Source organism: Erythrobacter sp. BLCC-B19, from assembly GCF_028621955.1.
Lineage (GTDB): Bacteria > Pseudomonadota > Alphaproteobacteria > Sphingomonadales > Sphingomonadaceae > Erythrobacter.
Window position 1 is genome coordinate 1,917,419 of record NZ_CP117516.1, and the last position, 17,758, is coordinate 1,935,176.

Annotated in this window: 23 protein-coding genes and 1 riboswitch; of the genes, 14 read left to right on the top strand and 9 right to left on the bottom strand. The window is 66.2% G+C overall.

Annotated elements, in window-relative coordinates; all coding sequences use genetic code 11:
* Window positions 1–615: a hypothetical protein gene (locus PS060_RS08980; protein ID WP_273982566.1), complete on the bottom strand. Its 615-nt coding sequence runs from the start codon at window positions 613–615 to the stop codon at window positions 1–3.
* 28 nt (window positions 616–643) lie between these two features.
* A complete protein-coding gene (locus tag PS060_RS08985; protein ID WP_273982569.1) occupies window positions 644–1,273 on the bottom strand; it encodes a hypothetical protein in 630 nt (209 codons plus the stop codon).
* Between the two features lie 127 nt (window positions 1,274–1,400).
* Window positions 1,401–1,513: riboswitch (TPP riboswitch) on the top strand.
* A 42-nt stretch (window positions 1,514–1,555) separates the two neighbouring features.
* On the opposite strand from PS060_RS08985, the gene thiC reads away from it, so the two are divergent.
* The 6 genes from thiC to PS060_RS09015 all read left to right on the top strand — a co-directional run bounded on the left by thiC (window position 1,556) and on the right by PS060_RS09015 (window position 6,919).
* Entirely contained in the window at window positions 1,556–3,427 is a 1,872-nt protein-coding gene (gene thiC / locus PS060_RS08990; protein ID WP_273982571.1) for a phosphomethylpyrimidine synthase ThiC, read from the top strand.
* A gap of 21 nt (window positions 3,428–3,448) precedes the next feature.
* The gene (locus tag PS060_RS08995; RefSeq protein WP_273982573.1) at window positions 3,449–4,000 is read left to right on the top strand and encodes a DUF3833 family protein; all 552 of its coding nucleotides are present in this window, start codon (window positions 3,449–3,451) and stop codon (window positions 3,998–4,000) included.
* A gap of 110 nt (window positions 4,001–4,110) precedes the next feature.
* Window positions 4,111–4,587, top strand: a complete 477-nt coding sequence (locus PS060_RS09000; protein WP_273982574.1) for a Rid family hydrolase — start codon at window positions 4,111–4,113, stop codon at window positions 4,585–4,587.
* Between the two features lie 225 nt (window positions 4,588–4,812).
* The gene (locus PS060_RS09005) at window positions 4,813–5,460 is read left to right on the top strand and encodes an MT-A70 family methyltransferase (protein ID WP_273982576.1); all 648 of its coding nucleotides are present in this window, start codon (window positions 4,813–4,815) and stop codon (window positions 5,458–5,460) included.
* A complete protein-coding gene (locus PS060_RS09010; RefSeq protein ID WP_273982578.1) occupies window positions 5,457–6,215 on the top strand; it encodes a BglII/BstYI family type II restriction endonuclease in 759 nt (252 codons plus the stop codon). Before PS060_RS09005 ends, PS060_RS09010 begins: the two co-directional genes overlap by 4 nt.
* Before the next feature lie 41 nt (window positions 6,216–6,256).
* Complete coding sequence (locus PS060_RS09015; protein ID WP_273982580.1) at window positions 6,257–6,919, top strand: hypothetical protein; 663 nt, start codon at window positions 6,257–6,259, stop codon at window positions 6,917–6,919.
* A 309-nt stretch (window positions 6,920–7,228) separates the two neighbouring features.
* Here PS060_RS09015 and PS060_RS09020 read toward each other — a convergent pair whose 3' ends face one another.
* Window positions 7,229–8,005: a GGDEF domain-containing protein gene (locus PS060_RS09020; protein WP_273982581.1), complete on the bottom strand. Its 777-nt coding sequence runs from the start codon at window positions 8,003–8,005 to the stop codon at window positions 7,229–7,231.
* 274 nt (window positions 8,006–8,279) lie between these two features.
* On the opposite strand from PS060_RS09020, the gene PS060_RS09025 reads away from it, so the two are divergent.
* From PS060_RS09025 to PS060_RS09035, 3 genes are all read left to right on the top strand, one after another.
* Window positions 8,280–8,489, top strand: a complete 210-nt coding sequence (locus tag PS060_RS09025) for a cold-shock protein (RefSeq protein ID WP_273982582.1) — start codon at window positions 8,280–8,282, stop codon at window positions 8,487–8,489.
* A 94-nt stretch (window positions 8,490–8,583) separates the two neighbouring features.
* Entirely contained in the window at window positions 8,584–8,805 is a 222-nt protein-coding gene (locus tag PS060_RS09030; protein WP_273982585.1) for a hypothetical protein, read from the top strand.
* Window positions 8,806–8,887: 82 nt separating this feature from the next.
* Window positions 8,888–9,241, top strand: a complete 354-nt coding sequence (locus tag PS060_RS09035) for an HPF/RaiA family ribosome-associated protein (RefSeq protein ID WP_273982587.1) — start codon at window positions 8,888–8,890, stop codon at window positions 9,239–9,241.
* Between the two features lie 3 nt (window positions 9,242–9,244).
* On the opposite strand, the gene PS060_RS09040 is transcribed toward PS060_RS09035, so the two are convergent.
* Window positions 9,245–10,447, bottom strand: coding sequence for a hypothetical protein (locus PS060_RS09040; RefSeq protein ID WP_273982589.1), 1,203 nt, complete (start codon window positions 10,445–10,447; stop codon window positions 9,245–9,247).
* A gap of 90 nt (window positions 10,448–10,537) precedes the next feature.
* On the bottom strand, window positions 10,538–11,770 hold the full coding sequence (locus PS060_RS09045; RefSeq protein WP_273982590.1) for an FAD-binding domain-containing protein: 1,233 nt from the start codon (window positions 11,768–11,770) through the stop codon (window positions 10,538–10,540).
* A gap of 62 nt (window positions 11,771–11,832) precedes the next feature.
* Here PS060_RS09045 and PS060_RS09050 point away from each other — a divergent pair, with 62 nt between their 5' ends.
* The gene (locus PS060_RS09050) at window positions 11,833–12,261 is read left to right on the top strand and encodes a COG3650 family protein (protein ID WP_273982591.1); all 429 of its coding nucleotides are present in this window, start codon (window positions 11,833–11,835) and stop codon (window positions 12,259–12,261) included.
* A 31-nt stretch (window positions 12,262–12,292) separates the two neighbouring features.
* Entirely contained in the window at window positions 12,293–12,700 is a 408-nt protein-coding gene (locus PS060_RS09055; RefSeq protein WP_273982592.1) for a GFA family protein, read from the top strand.
* 11 nt (window positions 12,701–12,711) lie between these two features.
* On the opposite strand, the gene PS060_RS09060 is transcribed toward PS060_RS09055, so the two are convergent.
* Entirely contained in the window at window positions 12,712–14,157 is a 1,446-nt protein-coding gene (locus PS060_RS09060; protein WP_337960219.1) for a S41 family peptidase, read from the bottom strand.
* Between the two features lie 262 nt (window positions 14,158–14,419).
* On the opposite strand from PS060_RS09060, the gene PS060_RS09065 reads away from it, so the two are divergent.
* The gene (locus PS060_RS09065; RefSeq protein ID WP_273982593.1) at window positions 14,420–15,010 is read left to right on the top strand and encodes a YbhB/YbcL family Raf kinase inhibitor-like protein; all 591 of its coding nucleotides are present in this window, start codon (window positions 14,420–14,422) and stop codon (window positions 15,008–15,010) included.
* A gap of 28 nt (window positions 15,011–15,038) precedes the next feature.
* Window positions 15,039–15,293 carry an SWIB/MDM2 domain-containing protein gene (locus tag PS060_RS09070; protein WP_066531297.1) on the top strand — a complete coding sequence of 85 codons (255 nt, stop codon included), beginning with the start codon at window positions 15,039–15,041 and terminating at the stop codon, window positions 15,291–15,293.
* A gap of 31 nt (window positions 15,294–15,324) precedes the next feature.
* Here PS060_RS09070 and PS060_RS09075 read toward each other — a convergent pair whose 3' ends face one another.
* From PS060_RS09075 to PS060_RS09085, 3 genes are read right to left on the bottom strand one after another with little or no spacing between them, the layout of a single operon-like run.
* A complete protein-coding gene (locus tag PS060_RS09075; RefSeq protein ID WP_273982594.1) occupies window positions 15,325–15,558 on the bottom strand; it encodes a DUF3253 domain-containing protein in 234 nt (77 codons plus the stop codon).
* Window positions 15,555–15,953, bottom strand: coding sequence for a DoxX family protein (locus PS060_RS09080; protein WP_273982595.1), 399 nt, complete (start codon window positions 15,951–15,953; stop codon window positions 15,555–15,557). Before PS060_RS09080 ends, PS060_RS09075 begins: the two co-directional genes overlap by 4 nt.
* On the bottom strand, window positions 15,950–16,390 hold the full coding sequence (locus PS060_RS09085) for a cupin domain-containing protein (protein WP_273982597.1): 441 nt from the start codon (window positions 16,388–16,390) through the stop codon (window positions 15,950–15,952). Before PS060_RS09085 ends, PS060_RS09080 begins: the two co-directional genes overlap by 4 nt.
* A 46-nt stretch (window positions 16,391–16,436) precedes the next feature.
* Between PS060_RS09085 and PS060_RS09090 the strand changes: the two genes are divergently transcribed.
* Window positions 16,437–17,732, top strand: a complete 1,296-nt coding sequence (locus PS060_RS09090; RefSeq protein WP_273982598.1) for a dipeptidase — start codon at window positions 16,437–16,439, stop codon at window positions 17,730–17,732.
* The last annotated feature ends 26 nt before the right edge of the window (window positions 17,733–17,758 follow it).

Here is a 17,758-nt window from a genome sequence, read left to right on the forward strand (position 1 = left end):
TCAGCACTTCGCCAGCGCGGCCGATTGGGTGGCCGCGGCCCGTGCCAGACCCTTGGCGTGGAGCGCCTTGAACCCGTCGGTCGGCACCCGGCCAAAGAAGCGCGCGGTCTCGTAAAAGCTCGGCGGCAGGCCAAAGCGGAAATTGAGATAATCGGGCGGGGCCGCACTGGTCAGATCGCTGAAGTCCGTACTCAGCGGGCGGCCGATCCCGTCGCTCACCGGGCGGTTCAGGAACATCCCCGCCCACCGCCCGCTCGCCTCGCGCCGGTCGGCCAGCCATTCGGTACTCGGAATGGCGCGCTCGGGGCCAAACGCCAGTGCAGCGCCATTGTCGACGATATAGCCCTTGAAGCTGTAGGTGCCGTCGCGGGTGTCCTTGAGTGGCTGGCCGGGCGCGTAGAAGGTCTGGCTCAGCACCAGCTGGAGATTGCCCTTGAGCGTCAGCTGCTTGCCCGGCGGCTGCGCCGGTGCGGCCGGATCGGGCTCGAAACTGGCGGCCATCAGCACGCGGTCTTTCGCGAACTGGCACGACCAGATGGGCTTTGCGGCCGCAGCCGGGGCAGCCGTGGCGGCCAGTGCGGCCATGAAGGCGATCGCGCCAATCCTTCTCGTCATCGTCCTGAGCCCCTCTTCGGCGGCACCTTTACAGTGCCCCACCGGGCCTGATCCAGTTGTACAGCAGATCCGGCACCTGTCCCTGCGCGTCGTCATCAACCTTGTGCACCGCGCGGTAGAGCAGCATCTTGCCGGTTGCGGTATCGCTGCCCGGCCGGTTGCTGAGGCCGTAGATATTCGCGATCTCATCGCGCAGCGGCTTGTAGCCGTTGCCCATGTTGCTCGCCTCCCACTTCTTCGCCATCTCGCCTGCGACGAAGCCGAGCACCGCCGCCTCGCGGGCCGGGCTGCTCTTGTAATCCGCAACGAGCGTGTTCCAGCCATGGTCGGGCTTGGCCCATTCGACGGGAAGATCGGGGGCGGGGTTGAGGACATTGAGCAGCACCTTCTTGGCGTTGCCGACGGTGGGGAAGGTCTGCACGAACTGATCCGAGGTCGGAGCCGAGCCGACCGCGAAGACCCGGATGTTGCGGAACTGGCTCTGGGTCATTTCGGTGAGCAGATCGGCCTCTGCGGCATCGACCTTGCCATCGGACAGGATGGCAGCGGCCAGTTCCTTGGCGTCCTTTTCGGTGAGCGAGCTGGGATTGCGCTGCTTGATCGCCTGAAACGCCGCGTAGGTCGCAGCGTTGAGATCGGCGACGCGGCCGTCTATCACGGCCGCTGGCGGCGGGGCGGCGGCCCCCAGAGCGAGGCCGCAGGCCACCCAAGCGGAAAATCGTGCTCCCATGTCACTCCCCCTGTCGCGTCCCCGCTGGACTCATAACCTTGCGCGGCCTATCCAGCAATCATCCCCGGGGAGCCTGCTTGATGGCTGAGAGGGGCAGGTAAGCTCTGCCCGACCCGTCGAACCTGAACCTGTTAACACAGGCGGAGGGAGTGGGCTGGTCGCTTGAACCATGATCCCGCGCTCCATCCGCCTTCGAGGAGAGAGCGCATCATGGCCGACATCAACTCACCCGTCGAAATCGGCGTCACCACCGGGCCCATTCGCGGCAGCCGCAAGGTTTATGTCGGCGCGCGCACCGGCTCGGGCATCCGCGTTGCCATGCGCGAGATCGACCTTGAGGGCGGCGAGCCGAGCGTGCGGGTCTATGATACCTCGGGCCCCTACACCGACCCCGAGGCGCGCATCGACATCAGCGCCGGGCTTGCCCCGCTGCGCCGCGACTGGATCATGGCGCGCGGCGATGTCGAGGATTACGAGGGCCGCGAGGTCAAGCCCGAGGACAATGGCCGCCTTGGCCCCGACCGCTCGGGCGGCGTTCCGCAATTCCCCAACACGGTAAAGCGCCCCCTGCGCGCCAAGCCGGGCATGAACGTCAGCCAGATGCACTATGCCCGGCGCGGCATCATCACCCCCGAGATGGAATATGTCGCCGAGCGCGAGAACCTCGGGCGCGAGATCGCTGCCGACCTCATCCGCGACGGCGAAAGCTGGGGCGCGGAGATCCCCGATGTGATCACCCCCGAATTCGTCCGCAGCGAAGTCGCGCGCGGCCGCGCCATCATCCCCTCCAACATCAACCACCCTGAATCCGAGCCGATGGCGATCGGGCGCAACTTCCTCGTCAAGATCAACGCCAATATCGGCAACTCCGCCGTCGCCTCGGACGTGGCGAGCGAGGTCGACAAGATGGTCTGGGCGACCCGCTGGGGCGCGGACACGATCATGGACCTCAGCACCGGTCGCAACATTCACGACACCCGCGAATGGATCATCCGCAACTCGCCCGTCCCCATCGGCACCGTGCCCATCTATCAGGCCTTGGAGAAGGTCGGCGGCATCGCGGAAGAACTCACCTGGGACATCTTCCGCGACACGCTGATCGAACAGGCCGAACAGGGCGTCGACTACTTCACCATCCACGCAGGGGTCCGCCTGCCCTACATCCCGCTCACCGCCAAGCGCGTCACCGGGATCGTCAGCCGCGGCGGCTCGATCATGGCCAAGTGGTGCCTCGCCCACCACAAGGAGAGCTTCCTCTACGAGCACTTCGACGAGATCACCGAGATCATGAAGGCCTATGACATCGCCTATTCGCTGGGCGATGGCCTGCGCCCCGGATCGATCCGCGACGCCAACGATGAAGCGCAGTTCGCCGAGCTCTACACCCTCGGCGAACTCACCAAGCGCGCCTGGGAGCAGGACGTGCAGGTGATGATCGAAGGCCCCGGCCACGTGCCGATGCACAAGATCAAGCAGAACATGGAAAAGCAGCTCGAGGCCTGCGGCGAGGCGCCGTTCTACACCTTGGGCCCGCTCGTCACCGACATCGCGCCGGGCTACGACCACATCACCAGCGGCATCGGCGCGGCGCAGATCGGCTGGTATGGCACCGCGATGCTCTGCTACGTCACCCCCAAGGAGCACCTCGGCCTCCCCGACCGCGACGATGTGAAGGTCGGCGTCGTCACCTACAAACTCGCCGCTCACGCCGCCGACCTCGCCAAGGGCCATCCGGCCGCCCAGGTGCGCGATGATGCGCTGAGCAAAGCCCGCTTCGAGTTCCGCTGGCGCGACCAGTTCAACCTGTCGCTGGACCCCGAAACCGCCGAGCAATACCACGACCAGACCCTCCCCGCCGAGGGCGCGAAGTCGGCGCATTTCTGCTCGATGTGCGGGCCGAAATTCTGCTCGATGAAGATCACGCAGGAAGTGCGCGACTTCGCCGCCAAGCAGAACGCGGGGATCGAAACCTTCGTCGCATCCGAGGAGGAAGCCGAGAAGGGCATGGCCGAAATGAGCGAGAAGTTCCGCGAAGTCGGCAACCAGCTCTACGTCGGCGCGGGCGACCGCGAGCACGACTGAGGCGGGGCCACGGGGGCGAGGATGCGCTACATCGTCGCAGCCACGCTGCTGCTGACCGGCTGCGTTGCCGCGCCCCCCGCCGCTGCGCCCATCCCGCCGCAGGCCGAGGCGCCGCGCTTCGACCCCTTCACCTTCTTCCTCGGCACGAGCGAGGGCCAGGGCACGCTCGCCAAGGTGATGGCCGATCCGGTGCCGGTGAGGGTCGAGAGCCGCGGGCGGATCGAGACGGTCGTCACCCGCCAGTCCGCATGGGCCGCCCCGGCCCGGCGCGTTCTGGTGCTCGACCAGACCGTGCACGAAGGCGACAAGCCCCCGCGCGAACGCCAGTGGCGGCTGACCGAGATCGCCCCGGGCCGCTACGAGGGCACGCTGTCCGACGCGACCAGCCCCGTCACCGCGCAAAGCGAGGGCAACCGGCTGACCATCATCTTCACCATCAAGGACGGCTTCAAGGTCCACCAGACGCTGACCCTGTCGCCCGACGGATCGCGCGCCGACAATGTGATGCGGGTCAGCCAGCTCGGCATGACCGTGGCGGTGTTGCGCGAAGAGATCCGCCACACCGCCCCTTGAGGCCGCGGCGCTTGTTGCCCTTCTGGCGGGGAGGGGCGGTGCACGGTGCCCCCGCTTGACCGCCCCTGCCGGGCGAGCGCATCATGGCCCCCTCACAGGGGGAGGACACCATGCACCGCACACACCTGACCCGCGCCGCCGCCGCCGCGCTGGCGCTGTCGCTCGCCGCCACCGCCGCCCACGCAGAGGCGCCGCCCAAACAGACCATCATGCCCGAAGACCCCGAGGCCCGCGCCTTTCAGGAGGCGGTGGGCTTCTCCGACGCGGTGGTGCACGGCGACACCATCTACCTCTCGGGCGTGGTCGCAGCGCCGCTGCCGGGCGAGACAGGCCTCATCCCCGCCTACGAACGCGCCTTCGCCCGGATGGACGCGACGCTGAAGCGGCTGGGCGCAAGCTGGGACGACGTGCTGGTGTTCGACACCTTCCACGCCGGAAAAATGAGCGCGCAGCTCGACGATCTGGTGGCGGTGAGGAGCCGCTACATCAAGGCCCCGTTCCCGGCCTGGACCGCAGTGGGCGTGACCGAACTCTACGAGCCGACCGCGGTGACGGAGATCAGGCTGACGCTGCGCAAGCCGGGGTGAGGGGGGCGCGCTCTCCCCTGCAAGGGGAGGGGCCATCCGCAGGGTGGTGGAGGGGCAGGCGCGGCTGATCCGAAGGGGCGATGGCCTCAAGCCCGAAGGGGCTTCACGCAGGGACCGCAGGGGAGAGGGAGACAAGGAAGTGGAGCTCAAGGATGCTCCAAATCGGCTTGGGAAAGACAGTTGGAGATGCTTGACAGTTCATGGTGCATCCGGCACGGTCTCCTTATGTTCCAAGATGGCGAAACCCCTGGAGAGAGTCTTCTCGCTACGGCGGGCGATCGGAAATTCGCGACCATCCTAGCCGATCCACCTTGGCAATTTCAGAACCGTACAGGCAAGGTTGCACCGGAGCATAAGCGGCTCTCGCGCTATGGCACCATGACGCTTGAGGATATTTGCAACCTTCCGGTGGAACGTATCGCAGATGATCCGGCCCATTTGTATATGTGGGTTCCCAACGCTTTGTTGCCGGAAGGCCTGCAAGTGATGGACGCATGGGGCTTTCGGTACATTTCCAACATCGTCTGGCACAAGGTTCGGAAGGACGGCGGCTCTGACGGGCGCGGCGTTGGCTTTTATTTTCGCAACGTGACTGAGATTCTTCTTTTCGGTGTTCGAGGTAAGAATGCCCGTACCCTCAAGCCGGGCAGGACACAGGTGAATATGATCCAGTCGCGCAAGCGCGAACATAGCCGTAAGCCCGATGAACAATACAAGATCATAGAGGAATGTAGCTGGGGCCCGCGTATTGAACTCTTCAGTCGCGGCACTCGGCCCAAGTGGACGGTTTGGGGTAATCAGGCCGATGATGAATATCGTCCTGATTGGCAAACATATTCCTACAATAGCTCCTTGAGTATCGCGGCTGAATGAGCGGATCGGAAGACGAGGACTCGAGCCTCCCTGAGAGGTTTGACGACGTTTCTAACGGTCGTGGGGCCGATAACCGCGCTATAGTCGAGCCGCATTTTCCGAACGAGCTGCTGAGCAAGTTTGAAGTATTTAGTTATCGTAATGCGGCGTCGATTCTTGCGACTAGTTTTCCCGCTCAGTTTGACCAAATTCTAAGCGCCTTGAGTCGGTTCAGTATCTCGCAGACGATGATCCGCACGCCGGGTGGGAGCAAGGGGCTGATCGCCAAGTATGTCGATACACTCTTTGCCGAAGCTGATGGTTGGCGAGAGACACGGATCTCTGCTGACCTCCACGTGAAGCTACTTGACGCCCAAAAAACCCATCAAGTCGTCGGCCAGTATGTGCGTGAAGGCTTTCTTGACGGCCATCGCATCGACTTTTTGAATGGTCGCGTGGCACTTGACCTCGAGTGGAACAGCAAAGATCAGACCTACGACCGTGATCTTTACGCCTTCTCGGCATTCTACGATGCTGGAGCGATTGACGTGGGTGTGTTGATCACTAGAGGCTCATCGATGAATAATGAATTCTTTAAAAGTCTTGGTAAGGTTCTAACGAAGGATGGGAGCGAAGGAACACAGGACGTCTTCAAGAAATATGGCGCCTCTACCACTTGGATGGGAAAATTGCTGTATCGTTTGGATGCCGGGCGCAATGGTGGCTGTCCTGTTCTCGCGATAGGCATCACTCCCAAATGCGTGACTGAAGACTAACCCCCTTTCCTACACCCCCACGCCTAAGTCATCCTCCCGCGATGACCCGCGCCCCAACCCCCCGCTCGCCCCGTTCCGCAACCCGCGCGAAACTCCGCGCTGTCCCCGACGCCCCCGCCGACACCGCCCCGCGCGAACGCCGCCCGCGCGCCGATGGGTGGTCGCTCGATATGCAGGTCGCCTTTCTGCGCGCGCTCTCGGCGACGCATTCGGTGGCCGAGGCCGCGCAGTCGGTGGGGCGGTCGCGGCAGGCGGCCTATCGGTTGCGCTCGCGGTTGAAGGGCCAGCCGTTTGACCTCGCGTGGGAGGTGGCGTTTCACCACTCCTTCGATGTGCTCGCCCATGCCGCGCTCGAACGCGCCTTGAACGGGGTCGAGCGGCCGGTGTTCTACAGGGGCGAGCAGGTCGGCTCCTACCGCCGCTATGACGAGAGCCTGACGCGGATGCTGCTGCGCTCGCAGACGATGGGCGGCAATCCGATGTTCGGGCGCATGGCCGGCATGGCCGAGCGTCATGCGCGCGATTTCGAGAGCCTGCTGGCGCGGCTGGGGGAGGGCGAGGCGGTCGAAACAGGCGCGCTGAGCCCCGAGGATCCGGCCGAGTTCGACCACTTCATGCCCGACGCCGCTCGCGCGAATTCTGGTCCGTCCGGCCTCTCGGAAGAGGAGATTATCAAGGCATTACAGGAGAATGGGTGGAAGTAGGAAAGGTGACACGGTGTCACCTTTGTAACGCTTATTTGTGTTTCGCTCGCCCCTCCGGGCGAGCGTCCTCGGTGCGTTTCGATCCCTGCGGGATCGAGCACCTGCGGCTCGCGCGCGTGCGCTCGCGGCCCTTTGGGCCGATACCAGCGCGCTACGCGAGGTATGGCGGTGCCTCGGTCCGCCAACGGACGGACCGCAAGCGCGACCGCGCGCCCGCAGCGATGCGGCCTTCAGGCCGCGTGAGCGAGGATTTCGCGCGCCGGACGGCGTGCGGAAAACAAAAGACTCCCCGCGGAGGCGGGCACGCAATCAAGCAGCCTTTTCTACCCGGTTGCGGCCTGCCTGTTTGGCGGCGAACAGGGCCATGTCGGCGCGGGTGATGAGGCGGTCCGGGGCTTCGGGGCCGCGGCGCTCGGCGAGGCCGAAGCTCGCGGTGAGCTGCCAGGGGCCGGCGGGAGTGATCAGCGGGGTCTCGGCAACGGCAACGCGCACCGCCTCGATCCGGGCGGCGAAGGTCGGGAAGTCGGCGGCACGCGCGGCGATCAGGAACTCCTCGCCGCCGATCCGGGCGACGAGCCAGTCAGCCGGCAGCATCCGCCTCAGCATCGCGGCAAAGTGGACGAGGCTCGCATCCCCGCCGTCATGGCCGAGCCGGTCGTTGACGCGCTTGAAGTAGTCGATGTCGGCGATCGCGAGGCACAAGGGGGTGAGGCCCGGTGCGGTGGGGGAGGGCGGGGCAGGGTCAGGGGCGGCAGCGGCCCACTCGGCCAGCCGCGCCATCGCTTCGCGGCGATTGGCAAGCCCCGTCAGCGCGTCCTGGTGGGCGAGGCGTTCCAGCTCGCGGCGCGAGGCGTCGAGCCTCAGGGTGAGCGAGGCGATCCAGCTGAAGGCGAGGCTCGCGACGATCATCGGGATGAGGGTCGCAAACACCATGGTGTGGGCATATTGCACCTGCCCGAACATCGTGAAGGAGGTGTGGGCAAAGCAGACCGAGGCGAACACCGATCCGCCCACCACCCACAGGCCGGTGTGCCACAACTGGCGGCGCAGCGCGGGCGAGGCGGACAAGGCAGAGTGCGGGGCCATCGCGCACAGTGATATCGCACCACCCGTCGCGAATATCTTAACGCGGCGTCCGGGCGCGCGATTAGGTGATTGGGGCGAGACGTGCTATGGCCCACGGGCTGACGTCGAAATTTGCGACGGACTTCGAAATTTGCGCTCCGCCGCCTGCCAAGGGATCAGACCCACCGGCCCCGGCGTTAACCAGACGACGACTTCCTTTCATCGGACGATACGACGCATACCTGCAAGGCATGATGCCTCGCGGGCAACCTATTGTTCTTGAAAGGAACACTCCATGAGCAAGACCGGAACCGTCAAGTTCTTCAACACCGACAAGGGCTATGGCTTCATCCAGCCCGACGATGGCTCGTCGGACAGCTTCGTCCACATCACCGCGGTGCAGGCCGCCGGGATGCAGACGCTCGATAAGGACCAGCGCCTCAATTACGACCTCGAAACGGGTCGCAATGGCAAGGCGAGCGCCGTGAACCTCTCGGCCGCGTAAGGCCGATACCGGCGGCAGGGCGCGGCTATGGTCGCGCCCTGTCGGCCAAACTGACCAATCCCGCCTTCCCCCTCTCCCGGCAGGACACCCCCCGATGGCTCAGACTTACGAATTCTACTGCGAACGCGCCGACGAAGCCGCGGCTCTCGCAGTCAAGGCGACGCTCGACAATGTGCGCGAGCGGGAACTCCGGTCGGAGAAGACCTGGCGAGGGCTGGCCGAACAGGCGCGCAAGACCGCCGAGGAGCGCGTGAAGGCCGCTTCCATTCGTGCCGAAAAGCGCGAAGCCGATAGCCTGACGCAGGGCACCGCCTGACCCAAACGGCTGGAAAGCGGGGTCGGTGCTCCCCATATTCTCTTTGGGCAACAGGACACTGAAGCCACAAGGAGACGATGCCATGAGCACCCTGCAGTTCCAGTTCAACACCGACAGTTCGGTGATGGGCACGCGCGATGTCGCCCAGCGGATCGAGGCGCAGGTGCGCACACGGCTGGCGCGATTTGCCGAGCGGTTGACGCGGATCGAGGTGCACGTGACCGACGTCAATGGTCGCAAGCACGGCGCGGATGACAAGCATTGCACGATCGAGGTTCGCCCGCGCGGGAGCCGTCCGATCGGGGTCACCGGCAAGGCTGCCGATGTCGATGCGGCGGCGCGGATTGCCGCGAGCACCATGGCCGAACGACTGGAGCGCGTGCTGGGCCGGGCGGCGCGCCATCGCCGCGACCCCTCGCCTGCCAAGCAGATCTGACGCCTAGAGCCCCTTGCGCCCGAATACCCGACCACGCAGGCCGCTGCCGCTGATCCCCGGCGGCTCCGGCTGGCGCGGCGCGGGGGGCTTCGGCTCCGGTGGCGGCGGCGGTGCGGCGGGCGCATCGGGATGGCGCACTTCGAAGCGCCCACCGATCCCCTCGGCCAGCTTGCGCTTCTGGAACCACTCATTGGCGAGCGCCATCTTGGCATCCTGATCGGCTGGCATGATGTCGAGCGGGAAGGCCCGGTCGTCGATCACCCGGTCATCGGGCACGTGTTCGGGCGCAATGAACCCGTGCGCCAGATGCTTGAGCGGCACCAGTTCATAGAATGGAATGTCGGCAGGCTCGGACGAGGCATAGCCGATATTGGCGCCGACATCGTGGTGCAGCACCCGGTAGGACAGGCTGCGATCCTCCGGGCCGAAAGTGTCGCCATCGGGGATGATATAGCCATTCGCCATCGTCGCTATCCTGAGGAAGGCGAGCAGCGTCTCGTAATTGGTGGCCCAGGGCAGGACGTTGGGCTGGATGATGATCTCGCGCCCCAGCCAGTGACGCGCGCCGAAAGTGCGGATCCCGGCGAGCGGCGCCTCACCGGTTACAGGGCGCGGGCCGAACAGGAAGGGATGGATGTGGAGCGGCCCGGGCGCTGCGCTGTCGGCGGCGAAGCGGTCGAACAATTCGCCCGACATCAGCAGGTCGGACTGCGTCCAGTGCACCGCGACCGGCATTGCCGCCTCGCTGGCGATCCGCGCCATCAGCGCGAGCACCGACAGGCGCCGCTCGAACTGCTTCTGGCTGGCGCCTGCGCGGTTGTGCCCGATCGCTTCGAACATCGAGGCAAAGCGCGGGTCTTCTTCCACACCGGCCATCACCCCATGCGATACTTCGAGCAGGATATGGCAATATCCGCGCGCGATCCGGTCGCGGATATCGGGGGTGAGGAGCCCGGTATAGGTCGAGGACAGCGCCGGACGGAACACCTCGGCCGCGCAAGGGTGATCCAGATATTCGAACGTCACCATCAGCTCTTCGGCGGCGTTGAACAGGCGGTAGAAGCGCCCCGGATTGACCTCGGGCAGATTGAATTCTGCGCCGCTGCGCATCCCCTCGATCCGGGTGAAGCTGCGCATGATCGCCTCAAGATCGGCCACCGGCTGATCGAACAGGAGCGCGGCCTGCAAGCGATTGGGATAGAGCATGGCGCGAATCTTCTCGGCTGGGGCTGAGGCCAAAACCTAGCGCGGACAGGGTTAATACCGGGTTGCCCGGATCACCCTGCGCAGGTCACATCACCCCGCGATCCCGCACTGCGCCAGCAATGTCTCGATCTGCTTGGCAATCCCGAAGAACCCGGCCTTGGCATGGGGCCAGGTCGCCCGGTCGAGATCGCCGAGCAGGCGGGTCACCCGGCCCTCGGCGTCGAGCGCCATGAGGCCGGGGGCGAGCGCATCGCGCGTCCATCCGGCGGGCAGATAGGGCACCGCCACCCGCTGCGCGCCTGCCTCGGTGAGCAGAGGGGCAAGCGGCTGGCCATCGCGCCACTCCACCAGCGGACAGCCATATGCGGCGGCGGCCTCTGCCGCACCGCTGGCAAGCGCGCCTCCGGCAAAGTGCAGAGCGTGGCTCCCCATCGCGCCGGGCGAGCGTGCCGCGGGGCGGCCCGCAGCGATGATCAGCGCAGGCGCGGCGGGCAGCGAAAGCGGAGCATGGTGCGCGGCTTCATCATGCAGCAGCAGAGCGAAAGGCTCGGCCAGATCGGCGGCGGTGACGGGCGCGGGAAGGTCGAGCTTTTGCCGCGCGTAGTCCTGCGCTTCGGTCAACGGCTGCGCCTCATCGCCCGCGAGCCGCGCCGCGGCGAGTGCCCCCTCGGGCCGGCCGGCGGTGTAACGCGCGATATTGTCGGCCCGCGCAAGGTAATGCTTGCCCTTGGTATGCAGCCCCGCAACCCAGCGCCACGACAGGGTGTTCGAGGCCGCGTCAGCATCCATCAGATGCCGCAGGAAGAAATCCGCGCCCAGCCGCCAATCGAGCTTGAGGGTGAAGATCCAGATGCTCGCAAACCACATCCGCGCGTGGTTATGGAGGTAGCCGGTGGCGACCAGTTCGTGCGCCCATGTGTCGAAGGCGTCGATCCCGGTGCGGCCATCCACCGCCTCGGCGTAGCCCTTTCGCAGCCCCGCATTGGCTTCGAGCGCCGCCAGCGCACCGTCGCGGCCCTTGACGTAATCGGCCCAGATCGCCGGGCGCTGTTCGAGGTAGCCCTTGAAGTAGATCCGCCAGAACACCTCGGCGATGAACTTCTCGGCGGCGCGGGGGCTGTGCTGGCGCAGCACCGCTTCAAGCACCTCGGGCTCGCCGATCAGTCCGGCATGGAGCCAGGGGGAGAGCTGGCTGACATTGCCGCGCCCGTCTGCGCGCGGGCCATCATCGGCGTTGCGGGTTTCGGCATAGCGGCGGCCGGCGGCGGGGAGAAACTGGTCGAGGCGCGCAAGGCCGCGCGCGCGGGTGGGGGTAAAGTCCATGGGCGGGCAATGCCTTGGCGCGGTCAAGGTTCCGGCCTATTCTGGCGCCTGAGGAGAAACCCATGATCCGCCCCCTGCCGCTCTTCGCCGCCCTGCTGTGCGCGGCCGCCTGCACCCCCGCCCAGACCGACGGGATCGATCCCAAGGGGAAGACCTTCGATGCCGTCGCGCCGGGTGAGGTCGTCACATTGACCGGCACCGAACCCTTCTGGACGCTCAGGATCGCGGGCACAGAAGGGCTGTGGACGACCCCCGACAACCAGCCCGGCACAGCTTTCGCCGCCACGCGCTTTGCCGGGAACAATGGCCTCGGCTTTTCCGGGACGCTTGACGGCAAGCCGCTCACCGCCACGCTCACCCCCGGCGAATGCAGCGACGGGATGAGCGACCGCGTGTTCCCATACGTCGCCACTATCGCTTTGGGCGGGGAGACTTTCGAGGGCTGCGGCTATACCGATAGCCAACCGTTTACCGGCCCCGCTGCGCCCTAAGGCAGGCCGGGCCAAGAGGGGGGGAGAGAGCATGACCATCACCGGAGGCTGCCTGTGCGGGGCAGTGCGCTACGCCTGCGAAAGTGATCCGCTGCTGTGTGTCACCTGCCACTGCAAGAACTGCCAGCGTCAGGCGGGCAGCGCGCTGTCGGTGATTATCGGCGTGCCCGAGGGTGCTGTCACCTTCGAAGGCACGCTCAAGACCTATAACGACACCGGCGACAGCGGCGCGACCGTTCGGCGGCAGTTCTGTCCCGAATGTGGCTCGCCGGTCTTCACCCGTGTCGACAGCCCGCCGGGGATGATGTTCATCAAGGCAGGCACGCTCGATGATACCAGCATCCTCAAGCCCGCCTTCCACTGCTATGCCAAGAGCAAGCAGGACTGGGTCGACCTCGGCGACACGCCATCCTTCGAGACGGTGCCCGCAGGGCTCTAGAACAAGCGTATCTAGAAAAGTCCGGGCAACTCGTGCTGCGCAGGGTTGGGCCGGCGCGGCTGGAGCGGCTGACGTTCGGGCAGGGAGAGACCCTGACGCGCGGCCTGTCCTTGCTCCAGCCCGCCCGCGATGCCGTCCGCGCCGCCCGCGGTGATCGGGGTGCAGGCCCGCCCGCCGAGGAAATCGAGCGCCGCCGCGATCGAAGCCTCGCGCGGGTCGCCGAGCGGGCGGGTGATGTCATCGCCTGCCCGGCAGGTGTTGGGCATGACCCCGGCAAGGCCGGTGTAATATTCGCCCTGATTATTGGCATTGACCGTCTGGAACACCACCGCCCGCACGCGCAGATCGCAGGAAGCAAGGTCGAACCCGAACTGGCCGACGGGCTTGCCGAAGGAATTGGCGCCCACCAGCGCGAGATTACTGCCGAGGTAGGGGATCAGCGAATTGGTGACGAGCTCGCTCGCCGAGGCGCTGGCGCCGGTCGTGATTACCGCGACCTTGGTGGGCGCGATGGCGTTGGGTTCGGCCTGGAACAGGCGCGTCTCGTTCTCCGCCGACTTGGAGGCGCGCAGCACGGTGCGGCTCCACACCTGCCCGGTGCGCCCGCGACCCAAGAGATCGCCAAACACGTCCGACACATCGATCAGCCCGCCACCATTGTAGCGGAAGTCGATGATCAGCTCGGTCACGCCTTGCGCGGCGAACTGGGCGAAGGCGCTGCGCAGCTGATTGGCAGCATCGGCGATGATGAAGGTTCTGAGGTTGATGTAACCGACCCGCTTGCCCCCGTCGTTGAGGATCAGTCCGCCATAGCGATCCGACACGGGATCGAGCGCGAAGTCGGTCTTGGTGACGCTGCGCTCCTGCGATGTGCCGCCTGCCGGGGTGAACCGCAGCACGCGGGTGGTGCCTGCCGTGGACGGCCCGAGCGCATCGGCCACCGCCTGCGCACCGCCGCTGGCGAACAGCGCGGAGACGCTTTGCAGGTTGGCCGCTGATGTGCCGATCGCGGTGATCTCGGTGCCGCGGTCAAGCCCGGCGGCAAGGCCGGCTGCGCCTTCATAGGCCTCGACCACGAACAGGCGGCGGTTCGCCGTGTCATAGGACAGGCGGATACCGAAGCCCGCCGAGGAGCCGGAATTGATCAGCGCGTTCTCTTCCGCGATCGAGGTGGCGAAGGTGAAGAACCGGTCACGATTGGCCGCGCGCGCCGGGGCGACGCGGGCATCGAGATAGTCGTCGAGATTGCCGACCGTCGCGCGGTTCACCGTCGCCAGCAGATCGGGGAAAAGATACCACTCGTTGAGCACCTGATCGGCAAAATCCTGCCGCGCGCTCAGCGAACAGGCGCTGCTGGTCGGGGTCGGGGTCGGCGCGCCGCCGCCGCCGGTGGGCGGGGCCGAGGATGATCCGCCCCCGCCGCAGGCCACCAGGCTGACCGACAGAAGAAGGCTCAAGGCAGTGCGGGCGGGCTTCATCAAGGCGGGCAACTCCGACAGGGTGGGGCCGGCGCGGGGGGGCGTCTGGCGCGCCAGAAATGCAATGGCGCGGGGGCGCAGGCAAGATTGCTGCGGAAAATCCCCTAAGAATCCCGCGAAAACCGTGACCTTTTTGCCTGCATTTGCAGGGTTTTCCTCAGAAACCGCGAAAAACCGCCTTGCCAAGTCTCGTATCAGGCCTGCGAAGGGACTAGCACGAGGGCCGAGGACTGACAGAATCATGACGGAATTTCCCGCCTGGCTCGCACCCCACGTGCCCGCCCCCGCCCGCCACCCCGGCCTTGCGATTGCAAAGCTGGGCTCGGCGGCAGCAATGGCGCGCGGTGGTTTTGCGCTGACCAGCCCGGCCTTCGGGCAGGGTGAGGAGCTCGATGCGAGCTTCACCGCTGACGAGGAAGACGCCGTCGCTCCCCCGCTGGAATGGAGCGCGCCGCCGCCGGGTTCGGCCGAACTGGTGCTGGTGGTGGAGGATGCCTCCTCGAAGGGCGCCGATCCTGCCTGCCACTGGCTGGTGTGGGGTCTGGCCGGACAGCGCGGCAAGCTGCTCGAAGGCGAAACGCCGCCGCGCGCCGGCAAGAACGCGCTCGGCAATTCCGAATGGCTGCTGCCCGCCCCGCCCGAGGGTGAGACGCGCCATTACTTGTTTCAACTGTTCGCCACCGAACTGCCGCTGGTGCTGATGCCCGGCGCGGGGAGGGCGGAACTGCTCGCATCATTGCAAGGGTCGGTCACGGCCTGCGCTGTGCTCCACGCCACCTATACCGGCGGCGGAGAGGATGATGATGCGGACTGGGAAGATGACGATCTTTGATCAACCTGCCACTTACATAAGGGAGTAGATGATGGCTGGCACGACCAATGCACTTCAGAAGCCGGTGACGCTTTCGGGCGATCTCGAAGCCGTGATCGGCAAGGGCCCGATGACCCGCGCCGAAGTGACCTCGAAGGTGTGGGAATACATCAAGGCCAATGGCCTGCAGGACACCAAGGACAAGCGTCAGATCAATCCCGATGCCAAGCTTGGCGCGGTGATCGGCAAGGACCAGATCTCGATGTTCAAGATGACCGCTGCGGTCAGCAAGCACCTGAGCTGAGCCTTTTTGGCATAGGGGCTTTGGCCCCGCATCAGCGGCGCGCGATCCGGTAGGGTCCGCGCCGCTTTTGTTTTGTCTCGCCCTTCCACGAGAGGGTGATGACGCCGTCTTCCAGCAATTCGTCGGTGGCTGCGTGAACCGCCTCCATCTCCGCGCGCCAGTCGCCCTGCGGCCCTGCCAGAAGGCGCGCGGCCTCGCTCGGGCAGATGGTGGCGCGCTCGGCCCGTTGGCCAAGCAGGGAGAGGATCGCCTCCCCGGGGGTCACGCCGCGCGGCGGCGCAGCGGCAGGCACTCGCCCACCCACAGCGCGAGCCAGATGATGACAGGCTGCGCGAACATCCGGGGGATGTGATAGCCCATCCCCAGCCCGCCATCGCCGCGCGCCATATCGATAAGCATATGGTTGATGTTGGCAGGCCAGACGCACAGCGCATACGCCGCCAGTCCCCACCCGGCCGCCTGGCGCAGCGGCTTGGAGAACGGCTGCACCAGGCCGATTGCGCCAAGGATTTCGGCCACACCCGTCCACAGCACGACGGCTTCGGGGAAGGGCACGCCCGGCGGCATGATGGTGAGGAAAGGCTGCGGCAGCAGGATGTGGATCACCCCGGCGGCGAAGTAGAACACCGCCAAGACCCAGCGCAGGGCGGTGCGGATCATGCGCCCGGCTCCCAACCCGGCTCGGCCAGACGGAAGCCCGCGAAGTCGAACCCCGGCACCACCACGCAGGAGACGAGGGAGTATCCATGCACGGCCTCGCCATAGGGGCGCGCGGCCTGCCATTCACCCGGAGCGACCAGCCCCTGCAATTGCTGTCCCGCCGCCACATCCGCGCCGAGGATCACCGAGCGCGCCGGGCCTTCATCGCTGGCTGACAGCCGCAGCTCGACCGGATCGCCCGCCTGCCACAGCCACAGTTCGGCGGCATCGACCGTGTGCCAGTGCGAGGCCTCGCCTGCGCGCAGCAGGAAGATGATTGCGGTGCCCTGCGCGCGGCCCTCCGGCCCTGCCTCGCCGCGCCAAGTCTCGCGATACCACCCGCCCTCGGGGTGGGCGGCGAGGCCCAATTGTTCGATCAGGGTTTGCGCGCTATCCATGCTTGTCTCCGGCCACCGCGCCGCCTTAACGGGAGTTTCCACAAGCATGCAAGCCAACGCCCTGCGCGCCGCGCTCGCCCTGTCCGCCGCGCTGTTGGCGCTTGCGCCCGCCCACGCCCAGAAGGTGACCGAGGAACAGGCCGCCGCCACCGCCGCCGCCGCGCTTGAGGTCGCGCCGGTGTTCGACGGGCACAATGACGCGCCCGGCCAGCTGCGCTCGCGCGAGAACAACCAGATCAACGCCTTCGATTTCACCGACACCATGGACGAACACGACCATGTCGGCGGAGACGATGGCGCGATGCACACCGATCTGATCCGGCTGAAGAAGGGCAAGGTCGGCGCGCAGTTCTGGTCGGTCTATGTCCCCCACAACGCCAATGAGGCGGCGGCGGTGCAGCAGACCATCGAGCAGATCGACGTCACCAAGCGGCTGATCGCCAAGAACCCTGAAACCATGCGCTACGCCCTGACCGCCGATCAGGTCGAGACCGCGATGCGCGAGGGCAAAATCGCGTCCTTGCTGGGGATGGAGGGCGGCTATTCGATCGGATCGAGCCTTGCCGTGCTGCGCCAGTTCCACGCGATGGGCGCGCGCTACATGACGCTGACGCACAACTTCAACATCCGTTGGGCGGACGCTGCGACCGATAACCCCAAGCATGGCGGGCTGACCGATTTCGGCAAGGATGTGGTGCGCGAGATGAACCGGCTGGGGATGCTGGTCGACCTCTCGCACGTCAGCGAGGACACGATGATGGACGCGCTGGATGTCGCGAAGGCGCCGGTGATCTTCAGCCATTCCGGCGCGCGCGCCGTGACCCCGCATCCGCGCAACGTGCCCGATTCTGTGCTCGCCCGCCTGCCGCAGAACGGCGGCGTGGTGATGGTGGTCGCCCTGCCGCGCTTCATCAACGAAGACATCCGCCAGTGGGATGCGGCCCGCGCGGGCGAGCTGGCGCGCTTGAAGGTCGTCCACCTCGGCAACCCCGATGCCGCGACCAAGGCGATGGGCGCATGGCTCGCCGCCAATCCTGAACCCAAGAGCACGATCAAGGACATGGCCGACCATATCGACCACATCCGCAAGATCGCGGGCGTCGAGCATATCGGGATCGGCGGCGATTATGACGGGATGCCGATTGGCCCGGTCGGGATGGAGGATGTGAGCGGCTATCCCGCGCTGTTCACCGAGCTTGCCCGGCGCGGCTATTCGCAGGCCGAGCTGGAAATGATCGCCAGCCGCAACATCCTGCGCGTGATGCGCGCGGCGGAAGCCTATGCCGCAAGCGTCGCGGGCGAACCGGCGATCGAAACCCTGATCACTCCGCCCGTGAAGTAGTGTCCGGGGGCGGAGTGATCCGCCTT